This is a genomic window from Neopoerus faecalis (genome assembly GCF_029218125.1).
GTDB lineage: Bacteria > Bacillota > Clostridia > Oscillospirales > Oscillospiraceae > Oscillibacter > Oscillibacter faecalis_A.
This window is the reverse complement of the sequence record NZ_JARFXX010000002.1, coordinates 57,087-76,263: the sequence shown is the minus strand read 5'-3', so window position 1 is coordinate 76,263 and position 19,177 is coordinate 57,087. Positions and strand designations below refer to the sequence as shown.

Here is a 19,177-nt window from a genome sequence, read left to right as displayed (position 1 = left end):
CCATCAGTTGACAAGGGCAAATATGCCCTTATCAACTGATGGTATGATGTGTTGATTATACACTGAAAGCAGCTTCCACTTCAAGGAAAATTTTTAACGGCGCCTTTACTGAAAATTCAGGCAATTTCTCGAAACCGCCCAAATTTTCTCAGCGGCGCTCTCCATAGAATCAGGCACAGGCCAAGGTATGTCCATATTCTTCCCCGGAAGAAGCTGGTAAACTGATATTATAAGAGAAGCCCCCGGCAAGCTCCCGCAAAAATTGTGTGTAAAAGGAAGAAAATGCCATGCGTCATCCAGTAAGAACCGCGAAACGGCAGCTTCTCCGCTTCGGAAGCTGCGTCCTCTCCGCCCTGCTGGCGTTGAGTTCTGTCCCCGTGTCCGCAGTGGATAACGGCGTGTCCCCCGTCTATGATGAGGCCTATTATGCCATGACGGATTACTATGGCAATCTGACGGAGGGCAGTGTGGTGAAAAGCTATCTCACCAACGGCTATTCCACCCTAACGGACTACGGCCAGTATGACGAGGTGCTGAACCTGACGGACGGGACCGTTCCCTCCTCCGCTGGCGGCATGACCACCTTCCGCTTTGACGCCGGCACGGCGCCCTCTCATTTCTATTTTGAGGGTAAGACCACCCGTCCCTTTGAGGCGCTGCCGTGGACGCTGGCTGTCAGCTACAAGCTCAACGGCGTTCCCACCCGCGCCGAGGAACTGGCCGGAAAAACCGGCGTTGTGGAAATCAATCTGGACGCCATTCCCAACCCGGACGCTATCGAGTACGCCCGGAACAACTACACGCTGGAGGCCATGGCCATTTTCAATCAGGACGATATTCTCTCCCTTGAGGCCCCCGGTGCACAGGTGCAGCTCATCGGCAATCTGCGAGCTGTGCTGTTCATCGGCCTGCCCGGCGAGGAGTGCCACTACACCATCCGGGTCGGCAGCGAGGATTTCTCCTTCGGCGGACTGACGTTCATGCTGGTCCCCGCCACGCTGAGCCAGCTGGAGGAGATTGCCAAGCTCTCCGAGCGCAAGGATGACCTTGAGGACAACTACAATAAGCTCTCCGGAAGCCTTGATTCTCTGCTGGACGCGCTGTATTCCATGACCGGCAGCCTCAACGCCTCCGCCAGCGGCTTGGATAAACTAAACGAGGCCCGGGGCATCTTCTCGGGCGGCAAGGGCGTTCTCTATGATGGGACCGACGCTCTGCGGGAGGACCTTTCCAACCTGTCCGAGCTTTTGGACCCGGTGGAGGGGCAAATTGAAACGCTGAGCCGCACCATTTCCGATTCCAAATCCGTCCTGAACAGCATGAGCAATACCTCCAGCGACCTCCGGGACGAGCTGGAGGACCTTGAGGACGCGCTGGACCGGCTGGAAAGCACCGGCGATCTGCGCGATGTTCTCAGCGCCTGCAGCAAGCTCAGCGGCAGTCTGGTGTCTCTGCGGAACGCGCTGGGCGTCACCGGCAGCACTGTGAAGAAGGACACCACCGAAGCCATCGACAATGTACAGGGCGTTGGCAGCAAGACCATTGAGCAACTGAAGGCGGCCCACAGCGCCTATGCTTCCGACCGGCAGACCTATTATACCCTTGTCCTGAAAAAGCAAGGTCTGGAAGAAACACAGGCAGCGAGTCTGGCCAAGGTGGCAGCGGGCGCTATGGCAGCCGGTTCCGTAGACGCGGCGACCACCGCATTGAAGGGACAACTGACAAAGCTTGAGCTTGCTTATGCTGCGGCGGCCACAGAAGATGAAAAAGCTGAAATTGAAGCTAACATCATCGGCATAAAGGCGGCGATTCAATATTTACCCGCACTGGAACAAGCCTATCAGTCCAAGGAGGCCATGAGCTTCCAAACATTCTGTCAGAAGGTACTGGGGCAGAGTCCCGCCGACGCCAAGCAGACCGCCGACCTCTGGCTGCTGTATGCCAGCGGCAAGTTGAAGACAGACGCTGGTACTACCACCATCACCGGTGAGCTGCTGCAAAATGATCCCGAGGAGGGCAGTGGCTCCGACAGCGGTTCTGTTTCGGACAGCGGCTCCAATTCCGGCAGCGAAAGCCCATCCGGCGGCGGTTCCGACGCTGGCTCGAACACCAACGCCGGTAACAACAGCGGCAATATAACCGGTTCCGGCAGTTCTTCCTCCGGCAGTTCTTCCTCCGGCAGTTCTTCCTCCGGCAGTTCTTCCTCCGGCAGTTCCGATTCCGGCTCCGGCAGTACCGGCAGCAGTGACAATAACAGCCAGAACAACGCTTCCGGCGATAGCAATGACACCACCGGCGATGGCAGCACCCCGTCCGCCCCCGCAGAGGGCGGTGAAAACGGCACGAACGGCAATGAGGGTGAAACCGGCAATACCGGTGCTGGCAGCGTTACCACCGGCGATAATAATGCCACAACCACAGAGGGCGGTGAAACCGGCGCAGACGGAGGCAAGGGCGAAACCGGCGGTTCCACTGCAGCCACTCCCGGCGAATCCGAAAGCGTAGGCGGAGCAGCCATCGACCTGATTGCAGGAGGATTGGACAGCGCCACCAAGCAAATCAAGGACCTGCAAAGCGGCCTATATACCACCATGGACAATATCGCCAAGCCCACCGGCCGGGTCATTGACGATTTGGCCGCGCTCTGCGCCCGGTTGAGTGAACTGACCTCTCTGCTGAATAAGGCCGAAGACCTGACGTCAGCGCTCTCCGGTGCCAGCGGCGAACTGCGGAGCATTCTCAAGGATGCCGAGGAATTGCAGGACCTTCTGGATGAGTACGAGCCGACCCTGCAGGAAACGCTGAAAACCGTCAGCAGCCTCAGCGTCAGCGCCAACAAGGCCATCCGGGACACGCAGAAGCTGGTCACAGACACCGAGGCGCTGCTGAAGGCAGCGGGCACACCGCTGGATGCCGGTACGAAGCAGTCCCTTGAGGCGCTGGCCTCCGTGCTCCGGGGCGCGGCCCGCACCATGAGCACTGCCGGTGAGATCAAGGACGCCAAGACGAGCATCTGCGAGATCATTGAGGACACGTGGGACGAATACACCGGCGATGTCAACAATCTCCTGTTGATGGACGCCACCGCCGAGGCCGTTTCCCTGACGGACAGCCGCAACCCCGCCCCCCAGAGCATTCAGGTCCTCATCCGCACACAGGAGATCACAGAGCCGGAGGAGGATGAGGAGGAAGCGGCAGCTGCAGCGGCAGAGAAGACCACATTCTGGGGCCGTATCGCCCAGATGTTCAAGGACCTCTGGGCCGCTGTCACCGGCCTGTTCGGCGGAAAGGACTGAGTCATGATCGAACGACTTGCCAAATGGCTGACCCGAAAGCCGCGGCTGGTGGCGCTGGCGGCTGTGATCATGCTCATTCCCGCCGCTATCGGCTATATCTCTACCCGCATCAACTATGATATTCTCTCCTATCTTCCGGAGGATCTCGAGTCCTCACAGGGTGAGAAGCTGCTGGAGGAGCCATTCAAAATGGCGGCTACCAGTATGCTCATTGTGGAAAATATGCCCGCCGGATACACCAACAGCCTCATCAATGACATCAAGGCCATTGACGGTGTTTCCAACGCCATCTGGATCAGCAATCTCATGGGTATCCAAATCCCCACGGATATGATTCCCGCCAATTTCCGGGATATGTTCTTCGCCGGGGACGCTACCATGATGATTATTCAGTACAGCCATCCCGGCGCATCGGACGAAACCATGGAGTGCATTGAGCAGGTGCGAAAGATCTGCAACGAAAAATGCTTTTTGGCGGGCTTCTCCGTGGTCATCAAGGATACCCGCGACCTGATGGATAGCGAGCTTCCCATGTTCGTAGGCCTTGCGGTGCTGCTGGCCCTCTGCGCCATGCTGCTGACACTGGAATCCACGGTGCTGCCCTTTATCTTCCTTGCCAGCATCGGCTTTGCGGTCATTTACAATTTCGGCAGCAACATATTCTTAGGCGAGATTTCCTACATCACCAAGGCCATTGCCGCCGTGCTGCAATTAGGCGTCACCATGGACTACTCCATTTTCCTCTACCACCGCTACGAGGAGGAGCGGGCCAACTATACGGATAACCGGGACGCCATGGCCGCCGCCATTGTTGCCGCGTTCCGCTCCCTGTCCTCCTCCAGCGTAACCACCATCGCAGGCTTCCTGGCCCTGTGCGTCATGCGGCTGACACTGGGGCGGGACATTGGCATCGTCATGGCCAAGGGCGTGGTGCTGGGCGTAGCCACCGTGATTCTGGTACTGCCGAGCCTTGTGCTGATTTTCGATAAGCAGATCACCAAGCACAAGCACAGAAGCCTTCTTCCCAGCTTTGACCGGATGAACACCTTTGTCCTCCGGCACCACAGGGCCATTATGGTGCTGTTCATCCTCTTGTTCATCCCTGCCTACTACGCTCAGTCCCACGCCGGAATCTACTACAAGCTGGACGAGTCCCTGCCCCGGGACCTGCCCTCTATTGTCTCCAACGAAAAGCTCAAGGACGATTTCGACATGGCCACCTCTCACTTCATCGTTCTGCGGGACGATCTGACGCCTGCGGAAATGTCAGATATTGAGACCCGGATGGAGCAGCTCAAGGGTATCACCTCTGTGGTCTCCTACCACAAAATACTGGGGACCGGCATCCCGGATTTCTTCATCCCGGACGCCGTGAAGGATATGCTCAAGCAGGGCGGCTATCAGCTCATGATGGTCAACTCCAGCTACGAGCCCGCTACCGACGCCGTTTCCGGCCAACTGGACGAAATGAACGCCATTTTGAAAGAATACGATGAGCACGCCATGATCACCGGCGAGGGCGCCATGTACCGCGACCTCATCGACACCACCGCCGTGGACTTTGTGGTGGCGAACTACCTTTCCATCGCCTGCATTTTCCTCATCGTGGCATGGGCGTTCAAGTCCATTTCCATTCCGGCGGTGCTGGTGGCCACGATTGAGCTGGCCATTTTTCTCAATCAGGGCTTCTGCTACTTTTCCGGGGCCTCCACGCCCTTCATTGCTCCCACCATCATCAGCTGCGTGCAGCTGGGCGCTACCGTGGACTACGCTATTTTGATGTCCTCCCGCTTTCAGGAGGAGCTGCAAAGCGGCAAGAGCCGCATAGAGGCCATCCGCATCGCGGCGGATTCCTCTGACGCCTCTATCATTACCAGCGCGCTGGTGCTGTTCTGCGCCACGCTGGGCGTGTCCTTTGTGTCCTCTATCGACCTCATCGGCGCCATCTGCATCATGCTGGCCCGGGGCGCGCTGATCTCCGCGTGCATCTGCCTTCTGGTCATGCCCGCCGTGCTGTATGTCTGCGAGCCGGTGTTCAACAAAACCACGCTCCACTGGCGGACGCCCGCGCCGCCCCAAAAGCCCCGCATTGCCAAGGCGTCCAAAAAGGCGATTGCTCAGCCCGCTTCTACGGACGAGGCGACTCTGCCGGAGCAATCCGCGCCGGAGGCCGCCCCTGCCAAGGAGAAAGAGCGGGACACCGCCAACGTATAACAATGCCAGACACAGCAGGACGCACCGCTTTCGCGGTGCGTCCTGCTCAGCGTGTCGAAAAAGTCTTTTCTCCCCGCTGAGCAAGTTTTCAGAACTTTATAAAAGTTCTGAAAACTTAGGATTTTAATGGCGCAGGACACCCTTCTTGGGTTTCCCGCGCACACCCTTCCTTACCGTTGCGGAAAATTTATCACTTTATCGACAGCCTCAGCAGGACGCACTGCGAAAGCGGTGCGTCCTGCTTTCTATCTATTCGCCGTTACAATTTCAAATGGGCTTCTATTTTTCCTTTTTGCCGCCTAACAGCGTTTCAGCATCCTCCTGCAAGCCCTCCAGCGTCATGCGGAGATTGCTCATAAACAGGATGCCGGTGAACCTCAGCAGCGCCTCCCGGGTCTCCTTGTCCAGATTTTTCAACGCCTTCACCATGGTCCCCGCCGTTTTAAAGCCCTCCGCCCGCAGGTCTGTCAGTGTTTTTGCGCCGGATGCCTCTAAGATTTGGAACACGCTGTCCACAAACTGCTCCCGCCGGGCTACCGGCAGCTCCCTGACCCACGCCCGCAGCTCCCGGTCCGTCAGCTGGGCCTGCCGCGTAACGCCGTGCAGATGCACAAAATGATTGCCCCGCACTTCCCACGAAAAACCGTCATGCTGCATCAGGCCCTGCTGGCTGCTGTCCACCACGGTGTAGTCCTCCTCATGCTCCAGCAGCATTCCCACCACCGAGGACTTGGGTACGATGGTGTGGATGCGGTCCTCCAACCGCCTGTGCTGCGGCAGGGACAATATATCGTCCCGGAAGCCCGGCCCATCGTTGGACCATACCGCACAGATGCGCCGCTGTACCGCCGCCGGGGCAAATACCCCGGCCCACACTGCCAAATTGCCGCCCTTGGAGTGTCCGCCCAGCCGCAGCTTCAGCCGGGGACACAGCCGCGCTATTTCCTTTGTGTACGCCACCGCCTTTTTCTGCGCCGGGACCTCTGCCATGCAGCTCAGGTAAAAATCCTCCTTCCAGCCCGCCAGCGTATCGTCTGTTCCCCGGAAGGAAAAATAGGCCGTTCCGTCTCCGCAGAGGATGGTCAACGCCGCGAATTGCTCCGCCCGCTCCGTGTCCAGATGCTCCCGGTAGCCACACAGTTCCATATCCCGGAACCGCGGCGTTTCCGCCATGCGCCGCAGCATTTCCGGGATGCGGTTGGGCACCAGAACACCCATATTGACCAATTCGCCCCGGTTTCCGGCCTGCCAGCGCTGCGCTGCCTGCCAAAGCGGCACACGCGGCCCCTCTCCCGGTGCTGGAACGATGCCGCTGAAGTCTATAAAGGAAAGCTCCGCTAAAATCAGGTTATCCACCTCGTTGAACGGGCTCTGACGCAGAGTCAGGTCCCCCCGCCAATCCAGATAATCCAGTAAATTTGCCATCTGCACACCTCCGCACAGTTCTATGGTGCTATTATATCCGCCGCCGGCACAGGTTACAAGTGGTTCTATCGCTCCGCGCCGCCGCATAGGATGAAGCATCACAGACGAGAGGTGGACGAGACAGCGATGCAAGCATACAACGAGGTACTTTTAGAGGGTGTTCCCACCGGGACGCCGGAGCGCTCTCACGAAAATCACGGGCAGGTCTTTTACCGGCAATTCATAGAGGTCCCCCGCCTTTCCGGCACAGCCGATCTGCTGCCTATGCTGCTACGGCAGGAGCAGCTTGCTGGTGTTCATTCAGGAGAGCCGCTGCGAATCGATGGACAGCTCCGCTCCTTCAATAACCGCACCGTCACTGGGCGGCGTCTGATTTTGACAGTCTATGGAAAGGCGCTGCTCCCGCCGACCGGCGAGGCCGTGAATCAAATCATCCTCTCCGGCACGCTCTGCAAGCCGCCTGTCTACCGCCGGACGCCGCTGGGCCGTAGCATTTGCGATCTGCTGCTGGCCGTTCCCCGGAATTATGGGCGTGCGGATTATTTGCCGGTCATCGCGTGGGGCCAGACCGCCCTGCAGATCAGTACTCTTGATGTCGGCGCGCTGCTTTCGCTGAAGGGGCGAATCCAGAGCCGCATTTACCGAAAGGTCACGGATACAGGGACAGAGGAACGGACCGCCTATGAGGTCTCGGTCATGAATCTGCTGGATACCCCGGAGCTCTGACCTAAATAATCTGCGCCGCTGTCCGAAATTCCGGCAGCGGCGCGGGGCATTTCGCCCTTCTTCCCTCTGCTTCGTCCCTCTGCTTCGTCAAAAAATAATGCTTGACAAAATGCTCATTATACGGTATCCTATATGAGCATTCAGCAAAATATAAATATAGTTTTGGTGACATAGCCAAGTGGTAAGGCAAGGGTCTGCAAAACCCTGATTCCCCGGTTCAAATCCGGGTGTCACCTCCAGAACGAAACCCTGTAACCGCAATGGTTACAGGGTTTTTATCATGCTTGTTTTAAGGCGTTTACCCCATCTTTTACCCCTTACAGAAATTTTACCCCATTTTAGGAGCCGGAAACGGTCTTGATGAACTGCTCCATGCGGCTTGCGCTGTCCTGTTTCATTTGGTCTGTCACATGGCCGTAAACGTCCAGTGTGAAAGCGGCTGTGGCATGGCCTAAATTCCCCTGCACGGTCTTAATATCGTCCCCGGAGCGGAGCGCCGCCACGGCGTAGCTGTGCCGCAGATCGTGAAAGCGGGCGTCCGGTCTGCCGATGGACGCAGCGGCTTTCTTAAATGCCCGATAGAGGGTCGGCTTCGTGATATGGTTCCCGGTCGCATCCGTAAACACAAGGCCGCTTTGCTGCCATAGCGGGCCAGCAAGGAGCCGTTCCTTTGCCTGCTCTATCTTCCGATGCCTCAGACACTCTATGACAAAGGGTGCCGCCGTGATCGTCCGGGCCTTGCTGTTCTTTGTGGGAACAAGCTGGTATGCTTTCATGTCCTTGTCCTGATGAAGCTGCATCTGCTTGTTGATCGTCAGAATACCGTTATCAAAGTCCACACAATCCCATGTCAGCCCCAATAGTTCCCCTTGCCGCAGGCCGGTGAACAGGGTCACAAGGAAAGCGTCCTCGAACGGGTTCCCCCGGATAGCTTTCATGAAGTCTGCGATCTGTTTTTCATCAAGAGGCTTTATTTCCTCTTTCTGGACTTTTGGCAGCTTGCAGAAATCTCCATCCGCAGGGTTTAGTGGGATATATCGGTTGATTACTGCCTGCCGCAGAGCGCCATGCAAGACACCATGCACGTTCTTCACCGTCTTTGCGGACAGCGGAGCCGTTTCATAAACCGTTTTTCCGCCCTTCTTGACGATCTTTCCGGCCTTATCTCTTACAGGCACTTTCTTCCCGCTGGTCATGAGCGTATTGAAGTACTTTTGTACCGTGTGGGTATCCAGTTCTCCCAGCTTCACCGCCGCAAGATAAGGCTTGATATGGAGCCGTATATCATCCTTGTAAATCTTCACTGTGCGGGGCTTTACACCCTCAAGGTATGTATCCGCCCAAATGTCCAGCCACTCACCCAGGGTCATTTTACACGGTTCCCGGTATGCTTTATTGTCCACCGCCGCCACAGCCTGTGCCAGCTTTTGCCGGACTTCCTTTTGGGTCTTGCCGTAAACGGATTTTCTGACCGGCTTTCCTGTGCCGGGATCATGCCCCACGATAAAGCGGGCCTCCCATGTGCCGTCTGCCCGCTGCCGGATGCTTCCGGACCCTTGCGCCGCTCTGGTATTTGATTTTCTTGGCACTGCAATTCCTCCATATTTCGTGTTATGATTGGAGGGCAGTAGGCCGTTGCAAGTTTACTGCCCCCATGACCGCTTCCGGTGTTCCAGCACCGGGGGCGGTTTTTATTCTTTCTGTTTCGGGATATCAATATTTCTCGTTCCTTGCTGTACTTCATGCGCTACCGCGCTAAGAATATTTCTCAATGGCTCCGCTACTCTATTCCACAAGGCATCGAGCAGCACATCACACGGAGCAGAGAACGGCTCCTTTGCCCCGTCTACATTGAGAGTAATTTTCCAATTACGATCAAATCGTCCAGTAAACCGCATATAGGACCATGCATTACCAAGTACACGGACAAATTCAGGGCTTTGGAGTAGTACATTAAGTGCAAGAAATGCCCGCGCTTCTTCTTGCAAAGTATATTCACACGGATTTTCAACGCTACTAACCTTTTCGTTTGCTTGATTGCCCAAATCTGCCGCTGTTTCCGCCGCCCCCGCAATAGAAGCAATTTGATTTGCTGCTTTTTCTGAAAAGCCGAGTTCAGCGAGTGTAATTTGCCGGGATGCATCGTAAGTGTAATCAGATAGCCCTAATAGCCAGTCTGATGTAACACCACAACGGTCCGCAATTTGGGCCAGTACATCAGCTTGCGGCAAACGATCTCCATTTTCGTAGAAGCCAACAGTGGGACGAGAAACACCAATTCTTTCAGCAAAATCTTTTTGCGATTCCGCTCCACGCAATTCATTGAACCGCTCCGCAAATTTTAGTTTTCGTTCTCGCTTCATTTATTCACATCCTTGCTTTAAAAATCTTCGTTTGTACACACCTGCATCAACTTTTCTCGGACCAGTTGTGCACGCTCTTGTTGTTTGCTATAATCAGGATAGCAGATAACAGTTGAAGAGTCAACAACAAATTTTATTCTGGAGGTTTTTCATGACTAATTTCGAAATTCGCCGCAAGGCAGCGGGAGCAGGTGTAAAACTCTGGCAAATCGCTGAAGCTCTGGGAATTGCAGACTGCAGCTTTTCCCGGAAGCTCCGACGTGAACTCTCCCCAGAGGAAAAAGACCGCATCTTACAAATTATCAAGGAGCTTTCAAAGGAGGCAGAGCGATGACACCGGCTGAACCCGTGGCGGTTAATATGACGCAAGCCGCGCAGCTTTTAGGGGTATCAAGGCCCACTCTCTACCGACTTGCCAAGGTGCCGGGCTTTCCCGTTGTTCATCTCGGCGGCTGTACGCGGGTGCTGGTGGATGATCTGCGGGCATGGGCGCGGCAGCAGGCGCAGGAGGAATAAAATGGCGAAGCGGAGAATGTTCTCGCTGGATGTGGTTGACACGGATGTATTTCTCGACCTCCCAGCCAGTTCACAGAGTTTGTACTTTCATCTTGGTATGAGGGCTGATGATGACGGATTTGTGTCATCTCCTAAAAGGATTACAGCAATGGTTAATGCTTCTGGGGATGACTTAAAATTACTGATTGCGAAAGGCTTTATTATCCCGTTCGAAGCTGGCGTATGCGTAATCCGGGATTGGAAGGTAAATAATTACATCCAAAGTGACCGCTATGCGCCATCAATTTACATTGAAGAAAAACAGCATTTGTCTTGTGAAAAAAACGGTCGATATAGTTACTCGGATACACCGTGTATACAAAATGTTTCCAAAGCGGATACACAGGACAGGAGAGAAAAGGGAAGAGGAAGGAAGAGTAATGGGGCGGCTACGCCGCCACGCGCGAAGCGCTTCACCCCGCCCACGTTAGCAGAGGTTCAAGCCTATGTGGCTGAACGCCATTCAGCGGTGGACCCGCAAGGCTTTATCGACTTTTACGAGGCGAAGGGTTGGATGGTTGGCAAGACCCCCATGCGAAGTTGGCAAGCGGCTTGCCGAAATGCGGAGAACTGGGATAGGTGGAGACATGATGCGAAACAGTCAAATTCTGAGCAGCCCGCTCCACAGTTTGACCCGGTAACCGAAACATGGCGGAGGTAGCACATGGAAAATGTTTTGAATGAGTACGGCGTGATCGGCTCCCTGCTGATCGATGCCACGCTATTCCCGGAGGCTTCCGGGCTGTCCGAAGATGATTTTACACTTGTCCCGCTCCGTGAGGTATTCCGGGCCATGCGGCGGCAGTTCGCAGAAAACGGCAGCTTTGACGCGCTCACCGTTCGGGCAGAAGCGGGGCAGCATTGCCCGGAGGTGACGGACAAGCTTCTGCTGGAATCAATGGAAATTACACCCACCACCGCCAACCTTACCGTCTATGTGTCCGCCGTCAAGGAAGCTTTTTTGAGCCGGAAGCTGGCAGTGCTGGGAAACGAGCTGGTTTCCTCTGGCCGTACCCCCGCCGAGGCATTAAGCCATGCACGGACGGTCATCCAGGAACTTGCAGAGGACGGCGGGGCCGGAGAAGCAACGACCGTTGCCGACGCTCTGAATGCCCTCTGTGACCGGGTCGAGCGTCAGGCTGAGGGGAAAGCCCCCTGCGTTCCCTCTGGCCTTGCCGGATTGGACAAACTGCTGGGCGGCGGTTACATCAACGGTGGGTTACATATCATCGGCGCAAGGCCCGCTGTCGGCAAATCCGCCCTTGCCTTGCAAATCGCACTGAACGCCGCCAAAACTGGGACGAGGGTTGTCTATGCCTCGCTTGAGATGACCTCTGAGGACTGCTCCGCCCGTCTGGTGGGCAATCTGGGCGGCGGTTCTGCGGCTCGGTTCATGTTCGGCGGAACGTTGGAGGAAGAAGAATACAAGCGGTTTGCAAGCGGGATGTCTCAGCTTTCCAAGCTGCCCATCGTATTTAACCGCCATTCCGGGATGAACGTCCGGCAGATTGAAGCCCTGTGTTTCCGGGAAAAGCCGGGTCTGCTGGTGGTCGATCACTTGGGGCTGCTGGAACCACCGGAAAAACGCCTATCGCTCTATGAATCTACCACCCGGAACAGCCGTGCGCTCAAGTTGCTGGCTATGCGGCTGAATATCCCCGTGCTGTGCCTTTGTCAACTGAACCGGGCCGCTGCCTCTGACCGCTCCGGTGAGTTCCGGGCTACCATGGCCAATCTCAGGGAGAGCGGAGCCATCGAACAGGATGCAGATACTGTGTGCCTGCTGCACGATCCGCCCTGCGAGAGCAGCGGAGCGGGAACACCGTCTCTGCTGGAGCTGTGGCTTGACAAGAATCGACGCGGGCCATGCGGTCATGTCGATGCAACCTTCTACAAGGCGACCGGGAGGATCGTATGCTAACTCTCGAACAAGCCTGCACCATTCTGCGAGGCACAAAGCCAAAGCGCCGCAAGCGTGATCGCTACCGCCAGAGGGACGGTCTACAGCATCGCTTTGCGCCCCTGCTGGATGTGTCAGACCGTGACAAATTTGAACAGAAGCTCAACGATTATTTCCGGCTGTGAGCCGGTCAGAACAGAAAGGACAACATTATGAACGGAAATAAAATTCTTCAGATCATTCCCGCCCCCGCCAATTTGCTATGGGGGTTCGACGGCCATGTTTCCCACCCGGTAGTCTGCCTTGCTCTTGTGGAGCTGAGCAGCGGAGACAGGGAAATCCATGCTATGGGGCTGACCAACTGCGAGATCATCGAAGATTTGAGTGAGGCCGGGGCAATCCTGATGAATGAGTGAAAGCAGGAGATCGGTGACAAGCGGAAGAATGTCACAGCGCAAGGGTGCGGCGGGGGAACGGGAGCTTACAGATCACCTCCGCCGCGCCGGGTATCCCGTTTCGTGGGGCGGGAACAGGACATACGGGACTGTGCCTGATGTGTTTGGCCTACCCGGTATCCACATTGAGTGCAAGCGCGTGGAGCAGTTGAACATAGCAAAGGCAATAGAGCAAGCTGTACGGGACGCAGAACGGTTTCAGGATGGTTCCCCGGCAGTGTTCCACCGCAAGAATAAAGCCCCATGGCTCGTTACCATGAGGCTTACCGACTGGCTTTCCCTGTATGCCGCCGCACAAGATCACAACGCGCACGCGCGTTTTTTTATACATCCCTTATCCGATTTTTCTATGAAAGGAGCCACTATGAACGTTTGGGACACCGAGAAGCCGGTTACCGTCAACACCGGCAAGAACATCATCGAATATTTCCGGGAGGGCCGGAAGCTGAGCGTATGCAAGCCGAACTGGATAGACAAGGACGGAAACGAAAAGCGGGGCAAAACAGTCATCCTTGATTTGGACGCTGTGGCAAGCACCTCCGCCGCCATCAAACTTTTGGAAACCGTACTCACTGCCGTAAAGGGGAGATAAGCTATGCCCAGAAAGAAAACAGAACCCGAAGTAAAAGAAACGGTGACGCTCTCCGTAGAGGTCAGCCAAACAGTCTACGAGCAGATTTGCAGAACCGTAGAGGTCTGCGGCTTTGAGAGTGTTGAGGACTGGCTGATGGATGCTATCGCGGATAAAATTTGAAAAAAGGCCTCCCAAAATGGGAGGTCTTTTACTATGCCAAGTGGAGAAGCCGTCAGGAACGGCCATAAATGCCCGTAAAAGCGAAGATGGGCACTTTCTGGTGTGTGTTGTATATTCCGATGGGAAGGGCGCGTTCAAAGGCCGTTTAAAGGCGCTTTGCGTGGCACTCACAAAAGGAGCCTGAATGAAGTTTCCGGCCCTGACGTAGGTCCAGCACCTACCGCGACGGAAACTCATTCAAGCCCTGCTGACAAGACCGTGCCAATCCAACCAGCCTTGCCACCAATGGTGACGCTGGGACACAATCTCAGCTATTTCTCACAACGCGGGCGTTCAACATGGAGGACACCTCCCCGCAACTTACGGTCAAACCGGTTCCCGCGTCTGTGAGGGTCCGATAACATCCGGGGCCAGCTTGGTAGGTCCGTAACCTACGGCTTCCCCGAATGTATCAGACGTTTGCGAAGCAGTCCCCACAAATGCTGACGCAGGTCCAGCACCTGCCGCAAATGTGGGAAACGGCTCCGTAAGGGTATGCATCCCCTCATTGCGTATTTTAGCATAGCGGTCTGCGTTTGTGAAGCCCATAGATAGTCTTTTATAATTTTCGCGCTGCGGACACACAAAACCCCCCGCCCCTTTTTCCCCTACCCCAGTCCAGAAATGGGGCAAGGGGATGCGTGGAATATGTCCTATACCACGAGGAAGAGACACACCCTGTTTTTCCGCTACCCCCCTACCCTCCACCATCCGGCCTCCATCTCTGGTCTCCTGAGCCGCCAGACAGAGAAGCCCCGGCCCTGAGCGGCTTGATCGCCCCCAGGCACAAACAAGAAAAGGCCGGGGCCAGCGTGTAATCAGTGATTTGGCTATATCCAAAGTTATCTCGGCGAATCGGATGGGAACGTTCTCTGCGCAAAAAACAACGAGGACATTCACCAGCTTCTTTCCAACGGGGTACAATTCCCCAAGGCGATGGCTGACGATATCCTCGCTAAAAACAGTGTATCACAGGATGACGCAAAAAACAACCAGGGCATTCTCTCTGAAATCCCGGCAGGCACATAGAGTACAATCCCGACCTTCTGCATTATTCCGCATCTTCTTTTTCACCTATGCACTCAAGAACATAATTTCGCAGAACTGCATTAGATGTTTTCCCCTTGCTGGAACAGTATTCCTTGAATTTATCAGCCTGCTCTTTCTTTACCCTGCAAGCTAAACTTGAAATATTTTCGCGCTGGTATTTAGCTGATGCTCTTTTTTGAGCTTCTGTTGCCGCCAAAATATCATCTCCTTTTAAGAGATAGTATAGCAGAAAGCTATGTGTTTAACTATATATATTCTGTATAAAATATATGGTTAATATTGTAGATTTTGTCTATTGATATATGGTTAATCATATAGTATCATATAATCACAGCAAGGGAACAAACGAAAACAGTTGAGACACCGGCAATCGTTGAAGCCTGACACCGAGATCACGGACAAGGGCGGAACGGTATAGGGAATGGGAAGCAGAGAGGCCACAGCCCTAATGACCACCGCCGCCGGAGTTCCCCAACGTACCTTGACAATCGAATATCGGCACCGTATAATGAATGCATGAGGTGGTAAACGATGACCAATGAAGAGAAGATCCTGCAACTGCTGGAATCTCAGCAAGCAGAACTCCGCAAAATCAATTCCAGACTGAACGGAGTAGAATCTAAGATCGATGGAATAGAGGCCAGATTGGATAGGCTAGAAGAAAATTCCGAAATCACACGGGACGGCGTAAACGCTCTGATTGAGTGGGCCGAGGATGTCAGTAATGCAATCCGTTTCCCGCTCCCCAAGCTCAAGTAAATAGATCTGATTACATACATGGCGGTGCCGATATTCGGTGCCGCTTTTATTTTATCTTGGGAGGTAAAGAACATGAGTTCACAGGAATTAGAAAGCAAGTGCCGGGAGCTGCGGCAGCTCCAAGCCCTGATCGATGAAGCACAGGCAGAGGCTGATGCCATCCGGGACGCAATCAAGGCCGCTATGGGCGCTTCTGAGAGCATGAACGCCGGGGAGTATAAAATCTCACATGGAAGAGCGTGACCAGCGCCAGAATCGACACCAGCGCCCTTAAAAAGGCTCTGCCGGATGTGGCGGAGCGGTTCACCAAAGAAACCACCGTGCGCCGCTTCTCCGTAGCATGATGGGAGTGATCGCCGCCGTTGCCGGGGCTATCCAGATAGCAAGCTGGGTGATAGCCCTTCTGGATGCAATAGAAAAGCCCTCTGTACCACCGCCGTCCAAAGCAAGGCACAGAGAGCCGTAACCACCAACCACCACAGGGAGGTTGATACCCTGATTGTATCAGCCTCCCGCCAAGAAAGCAAGGAGGATTTCACAATGAATAGAACCGAGTATATCCAGCAGAGAACCGCCATTGATGAAGCTGCCCGGAAGATTGCCCTTGACCTGATCCGTGAGCAGTTCCCGGATGTGGAGTGGACGCCATCCGGTCAGTGCAAGCTCTGGCAGAACGGCACTCTTGCCCGACTTCACCCCGCCTATGATGAAAGTGTCCCGTGCGGAGGAGGAATGTTCGAGGTTAACTTTCTCACCGGCTCCGTACTCTACGCAGGCGCGGACTTTTCCAAAATGACCACCGCCGCCCGCATTGACCCCGATGCCTATACAGTGGAACACCGTGGGGAAACAGTGGTGTTCACCGTCTGGCGCGGGACCGAAGCCGCCGTAATACGCTTTGAACGTGAAGCCTATACCGGCAGCATTGCTTTCCGGGCGATCCGCGAGGATGAACAGGGAGCCTTTATAAAGCTGGGTTCAAAAACAGTACGCAAGAGCGGAGAGGGCGCATGAGCGCCCCTCCCTAACAGTCACAAGGATAAATGGAGGATTTACTATGGAAAAAATCACAATGGACGAAGTTCAAATCAAACTGGAACAGATCGAAGCCAGCTTGCAGCTCACTTTAGAGGGGATGTGCGAGGATTTTGCCGCAGTCCGGAACAGCACCGGCGAAAACGCCAAATTCCTGTCTCTAAGCGCCTGCCGACGAACCAACACCGTTTATGCCCCCGCCCTTGACTTGATTTGCGATGCCCTTGCCGCACTGGAAACCAGTGTCAATGAAGCTGTAAAACAATAAAGGAACGCCTATAAACACGGGCAAAATTATGATTATATCATACAAAAATCTTTCAAGAAATTGCTTATGCACTGGCAATGAGAAAGCATTTGTGGGAGGATATAACCAGTCAGGGGAAGCTGCAACACATCGCGCGAGGACAAGAAAACGGCACATTTTATCAGCAATCACGACAAAGCAAAAGAGGGCGGCCACCATGGTCAACGATTTTTACTATGACAATCTGGAACAGATCCTCGCCTTTACCGGTGGGCGACAGCTTCTGAACTGGCTGACATTCGGAAATTCACCGGCATGAAGGATCTGCGCACCATTCAGCACCATTTCCCTTTGCAGAAGGGCGGGTACATCTCCGCCGCCACCTTTGCCCGCCAGCTCTGCGGAGGAAAAAAGCAATCCCGGGTATAAGAAAAGCCTCGGAATGATCCAAGGCTTGACAGGACTTGAGAATTTGCTATAATGAAAACAGAAAGGGCGCTGCGACAAGCGGTCAGCCTTTACGTTCTATTTCTTGCGAAATGACCGCTCGGGCAAGGGGCGGTCATTTTCTCTTGCAAATCTGAATAATCAGACCAGCAAAACCAATCAGTACCAAACAAAGCTGAAACAGCTCTGAATATGTAACCATTGGCATCACCTCCCTTCCGGGAAGTGCTGACCGCCTGCCGTTCGTGCAGCGCCTATCGACAGGATAACATGGGAACCATCAAAAAGCAACGCTGTTTTCTACCCCTTAGTTTACCCCTTACAGATTTTATAACGTGATACAGCATTTTACACACAAACCCGCAAAGCACTGAAAACACACGGTTTTTGAGATGCGCTGATACAGCATTTTACACTACCCAGCCAGTTCAAATCCGGGTGTCACCTCCATAAAGAGTTACCGGTATAGATGCGTCTGGCGTAAAGCTAGGCGCATCAACCGTTTCCGGTCTTTTTTGAGCCCGGATTTCTTCTTTTGAACCATAGATTTTTATAGCGCTTTTGGAGCGACTGACGTGATTCGAACTGGGGCATATCCGAATTGCGACAGTTTTTCACCACCAGCGCCCTTTTAGAGAAGATTTTTCTCTCGAAAAAAGTGGCATCATCGCGGAAAAAAGATCACAAATTTTTGGGCGTCGTTTGTTGGCTTTGACCAGCCAAAAAAGCGGCGCCCTTTTTCATTTCCCGACAACAAAAAGGGCGTCTCTGTCGCATCTCCGGCAGGGGCAGCGTGCTGTACCGGCAGGAGCGTGCCGCCCCCGGTGCGCAGGCTGCGCTGCAAAGCGTAATCGACACCGCCAAAATGACTTCGGAATACATGGCGATTCTGGAAACCGCCCCGCGGCTCAAAGCCGGCGGACTGGATGGCGACTACCGCAGCCTCGCTGACTTTGGCGGCACGGTGCTGGCGGGCCACCCCACCGAGCGCGGCGTCCAGTTTGTGACTTGGGAGTGGAACTACGACCGAGAGGGCGTCCATCGCGGGCATTATTTCCAGAACGACTACGATGCCGCCAAACGCGATTTCACCGTGCGCAGCGGGCTTGTTCCAAAAGACGCCCTTTTTGAGCCAGAGCAGCTTGCGCAGATCTACCACGCACTGTCGTTCGTCCGTGAACAGGACGAAACTCTATCCTTCGGACGGGATCAGGAACTGGCGGAGCTCATGGACCAGATTGGCGGACTGCTGCCCCCGAATGCGCCGCGGCAGCGGGATAGCCTTCAAATATAATATCTTAGAAGTGGAGGTCGAAAGCAGCAATGAAAGCCTATAAAAAAACGGGTGGCTCGCTCACGTCCAAGACATTGAGACGGGAGAGGTCATTCAGGATGGAACGCCTGTGAGTCAGGTGAATATGAACCACATGGACGAAGGCATTTTCACAAACCGTGAAGCGTTCATTCTCCACGAGGCTCAGATCGCCGACGCGCAGAAAGAGATTACCGTCGGCATTTTTAAGCGTAATAATATTCAACTCGTAATTATTAGCAGCGGTGCCAGTGATAATCACATTGAGCTTGGCTTGGCGATGGTGGTATCGGCGTTCACCTTTGCTGCATTCATAATCTTCATCATCAATATCATCTCCGGCAATTTTCGCTTGACTTTCCACCAGATTTCGGTAGAATAAAAATAGTGTGCAGCTAAATTTTTTATTGAACGCTGAATAGCCGGGATTAGCGCAGTTGGTAGCGCGCTTGCTTTGGGAGTGCCGTGGCGGTATCCGGGACGGGGCAGGGCGAAACGCCGCAAAGCCTTGCGACACAGGCGATAGCAGGTTTTTCCCGGTTGCTGAAAACGGCACAAAAGCAGCTTTGACCACAGGAATGACCACAGACAGAAAAATCT

The 19,177-nt window shown here is 54.5% G+C and carries 20 protein-coding genes, 1 tRNA gene and 1 pseudogene; 17 read left to right on the top strand and 5 right to left on the bottom strand.

The genetic code is table 11. The features are described 5' to 3' along the window. Positions 1 to 287 precede the first annotated feature (287 nt). Positions 288 to 3,296, top strand: a complete 3,009-nt coding sequence (locus PY311_RS02665; RefSeq protein ID WP_286147138.1) for a hypothetical protein — start codon at positions 288 to 290, stop codon at positions 3,294 to 3,296. 3 nt (positions 3,297 to 3,299) lie between these two features. Beyond that, on the top strand, positions 3,300 to 5,510 hold the full coding sequence (locus PY311_RS02660) for an efflux RND transporter permease subunit (RefSeq protein ID WP_286147137.1): 2,211 nt from the start codon (positions 3,300 to 3,302) through the stop codon (positions 5,508 to 5,510). Between the two features lie 279 nt (positions 5,511 to 5,789). Here PY311_RS02660 and PY311_RS02655 read toward each other — a convergent pair whose 3' ends face one another. Then, positions 5,790 to 6,935, bottom strand: a complete 1,146-nt coding sequence (locus PY311_RS02655; RefSeq protein ID WP_286147136.1) for a DUF2974 domain-containing protein — start codon at positions 6,933 to 6,935, stop codon at positions 5,790 to 5,792. Positions 6,936 to 7,061: 126 nt separating this feature from the next. Between PY311_RS02655 and PY311_RS02650 the strand changes: the two genes are divergently transcribed. Together PY311_RS02650 and PY311_RS02645 are read left to right on the top strand one after the other, a co-directional pair. Further along, the gene (locus PY311_RS02650; RefSeq protein ID WP_286147135.1) at positions 7,062 to 7,661 is read left to right on the top strand and encodes a single-stranded DNA-binding protein; all 600 of its coding nucleotides are present in this window, start codon (positions 7,062 to 7,064) and stop codon (positions 7,659 to 7,661) included. A 164-nt stretch (positions 7,662 to 7,825) separates the two neighbouring features. After that, positions 7,826 to 7,900, top strand: a tRNA-Cys gene (locus PY311_RS02645). Between the two features lie 99 nt (positions 7,901 to 7,999). Here PY311_RS02645 and PY311_RS02640 read toward each other — a convergent pair. Further along, a complete protein-coding gene (locus PY311_RS02640; protein ID WP_286147134.1) occupies positions 8,000 to 9,250 on the bottom strand; it encodes a tyrosine-type recombinase/integrase in 1,251 nt (416 codons plus the stop codon). A 102-nt stretch (positions 9,251 to 9,352) separates the two neighbouring features. Beyond that, positions 9,353 to 10,024 (bottom strand): helix-turn-helix domain-containing protein, encoded by a 672-nt coding sequence (locus PY311_RS02635; protein ID WP_286147133.1) that lies wholly within the window; start codon positions 10,022 to 10,024, stop codon positions 9,353 to 9,355. 330 nt (positions 10,025 to 10,354) lie between these two features. Between PY311_RS02635 and PY311_RS02630 the strand changes: the two genes are divergently transcribed. The 8 genes and pseudogenes from PY311_RS02630 (at position 10,355) to PY311_RS02595 (ending at position 13,688) form a co-directional block, all read left to right on the top strand. Further along, positions 10,355 to 10,540: a helix-turn-helix transcriptional regulator gene (locus PY311_RS02630; RefSeq protein ID WP_286147132.1), complete on the top strand. Its 186-nt coding sequence runs from the start codon at positions 10,355 to 10,357 to the stop codon at positions 10,538 to 10,540. Between the two features lies 1 nt (position 10,541). After that, entirely contained in the window at positions 10,542 to 11,240 is a 699-nt protein-coding gene (locus tag PY311_RS02625) for a replisome organizer (protein WP_286147131.1), read from the top strand. Between the two features lie 3 nt (positions 11,241 to 11,243). Further along, positions 11,244 to 12,500 (top strand): replicative DNA helicase, encoded by a 1,257-nt coding sequence (locus PY311_RS02620; protein ID WP_286147130.1) that lies wholly within the window; start codon positions 11,244 to 11,246, stop codon positions 12,498 to 12,500. Beyond that, the gene (locus PY311_RS02615; protein ID WP_286147129.1) at positions 12,494 to 12,664 is read left to right on the top strand and encodes a hypothetical protein; all 171 of its coding nucleotides are present in this window, start codon (positions 12,494 to 12,496) and stop codon (positions 12,662 to 12,664) included. The genes PY311_RS02620 and PY311_RS02615 overlap by 7 nt, the downstream gene beginning before the upstream one ends. Positions 12,665 to 12,691: 27 nt before the next feature. Further along, the gene (locus tag PY311_RS02610) at positions 12,692 to 12,895 is read left to right on the top strand and encodes a hypothetical protein (protein ID WP_286147128.1); all 204 of its coding nucleotides are present in this window, start codon (positions 12,692 to 12,694) and stop codon (positions 12,893 to 12,895) included. After that, positions 12,888 to 13,178 (top strand): annotated as a pseudogene (locus tag PY311_RS12770) (hypothetical protein); the annotation flags it as partial. The gene PY311_RS02610 and the pseudogene PY311_RS12770, both read left to right, overlap by 8 nt. Positions 13,179 to 13,298: 120 nt before the next feature. Beyond that, the gene (locus tag PY311_RS02600) at positions 13,299 to 13,526 is read left to right on the top strand and encodes a hypothetical protein (protein WP_286147430.1); all 228 of its coding nucleotides are present in this window, start codon (positions 13,299 to 13,301) and stop codon (positions 13,524 to 13,526) included. A 3-nt stretch (positions 13,527 to 13,529) separates the two neighbouring features. Then, on the top strand, positions 13,530 to 13,688 hold the full coding sequence (locus PY311_RS02595) for a hypothetical protein (RefSeq protein ID WP_286147127.1): 159 nt from the start codon (positions 13,530 to 13,532) through the stop codon (positions 13,686 to 13,688). A 1,090-nt stretch (positions 13,689 to 14,778) separates the two neighbouring features. On the opposite strand, the gene PY311_RS02590 is transcribed toward PY311_RS02595, so the two are convergent. Then, positions 14,779 to 14,973 (bottom strand): RepB family protein, encoded by a 195-nt coding sequence (locus PY311_RS02590; protein ID WP_286147126.1) that lies wholly within the window; start codon positions 14,971 to 14,973, stop codon positions 14,779 to 14,781. Positions 14,974 to 15,308: 335 nt separating this feature from the next. Between PY311_RS02590 and PY311_RS02585 the strand changes: the two genes are divergently transcribed. The 5 genes from PY311_RS02585 to PY311_RS02565 all read left to right on the top strand — a co-directional run bounded on the left by PY311_RS02585 (position 15,309) and on the right by PY311_RS02565 (position 18,559). After that, positions 15,309 to 15,536: a hypothetical protein gene (locus PY311_RS02585; RefSeq protein WP_286147125.1), complete on the top strand. Its 228-nt coding sequence runs from the start codon at positions 15,309 to 15,311 to the stop codon at positions 15,534 to 15,536. A gap of 72 nt (positions 15,537 to 15,608) precedes the next feature. Then, complete coding sequence (locus tag PY311_RS02580; protein WP_286147124.1) at positions 15,609 to 15,779, top strand: hypothetical protein; 171 nt, start codon at positions 15,609 to 15,611, stop codon at positions 15,777 to 15,779. Between the two features lie 297 nt (positions 15,780 to 16,076). Continuing rightward, a complete protein-coding gene (locus tag PY311_RS02575; protein ID WP_286147123.1) occupies positions 16,077 to 16,550 on the top strand; it encodes a hypothetical protein in 474 nt (157 codons plus the stop codon). A 43-nt stretch (positions 16,551 to 16,593) separates the two neighbouring features. Continuing rightward, a complete protein-coding gene (locus PY311_RS02570; protein WP_286147122.1) occupies positions 16,594 to 16,839 on the top strand; it encodes a hypothetical protein in 246 nt (81 codons plus the stop codon). 1,219 nt (positions 16,840 to 18,058) lie between these two features. Beyond that, positions 18,059 to 18,559, top strand: coding sequence for a hypothetical protein (locus PY311_RS02565; protein ID WP_286147121.1), 501 nt, complete (start codon positions 18,059 to 18,061; stop codon positions 18,557 to 18,559). A 37-nt stretch (positions 18,560 to 18,596) separates the two neighbouring features. On the opposite strand, the gene PY311_RS02560 is transcribed toward PY311_RS02565, so the two are convergent. Continuing rightward, positions 18,597 to 19,163: a hypothetical protein gene (locus PY311_RS02560; RefSeq protein ID WP_286147120.1), complete on the bottom strand. Its 567-nt coding sequence runs from the start codon at positions 19,161 to 19,163 to the stop codon at positions 18,597 to 18,599. Positions 19,164 to 19,177 lie beyond the last annotated feature (14 nt).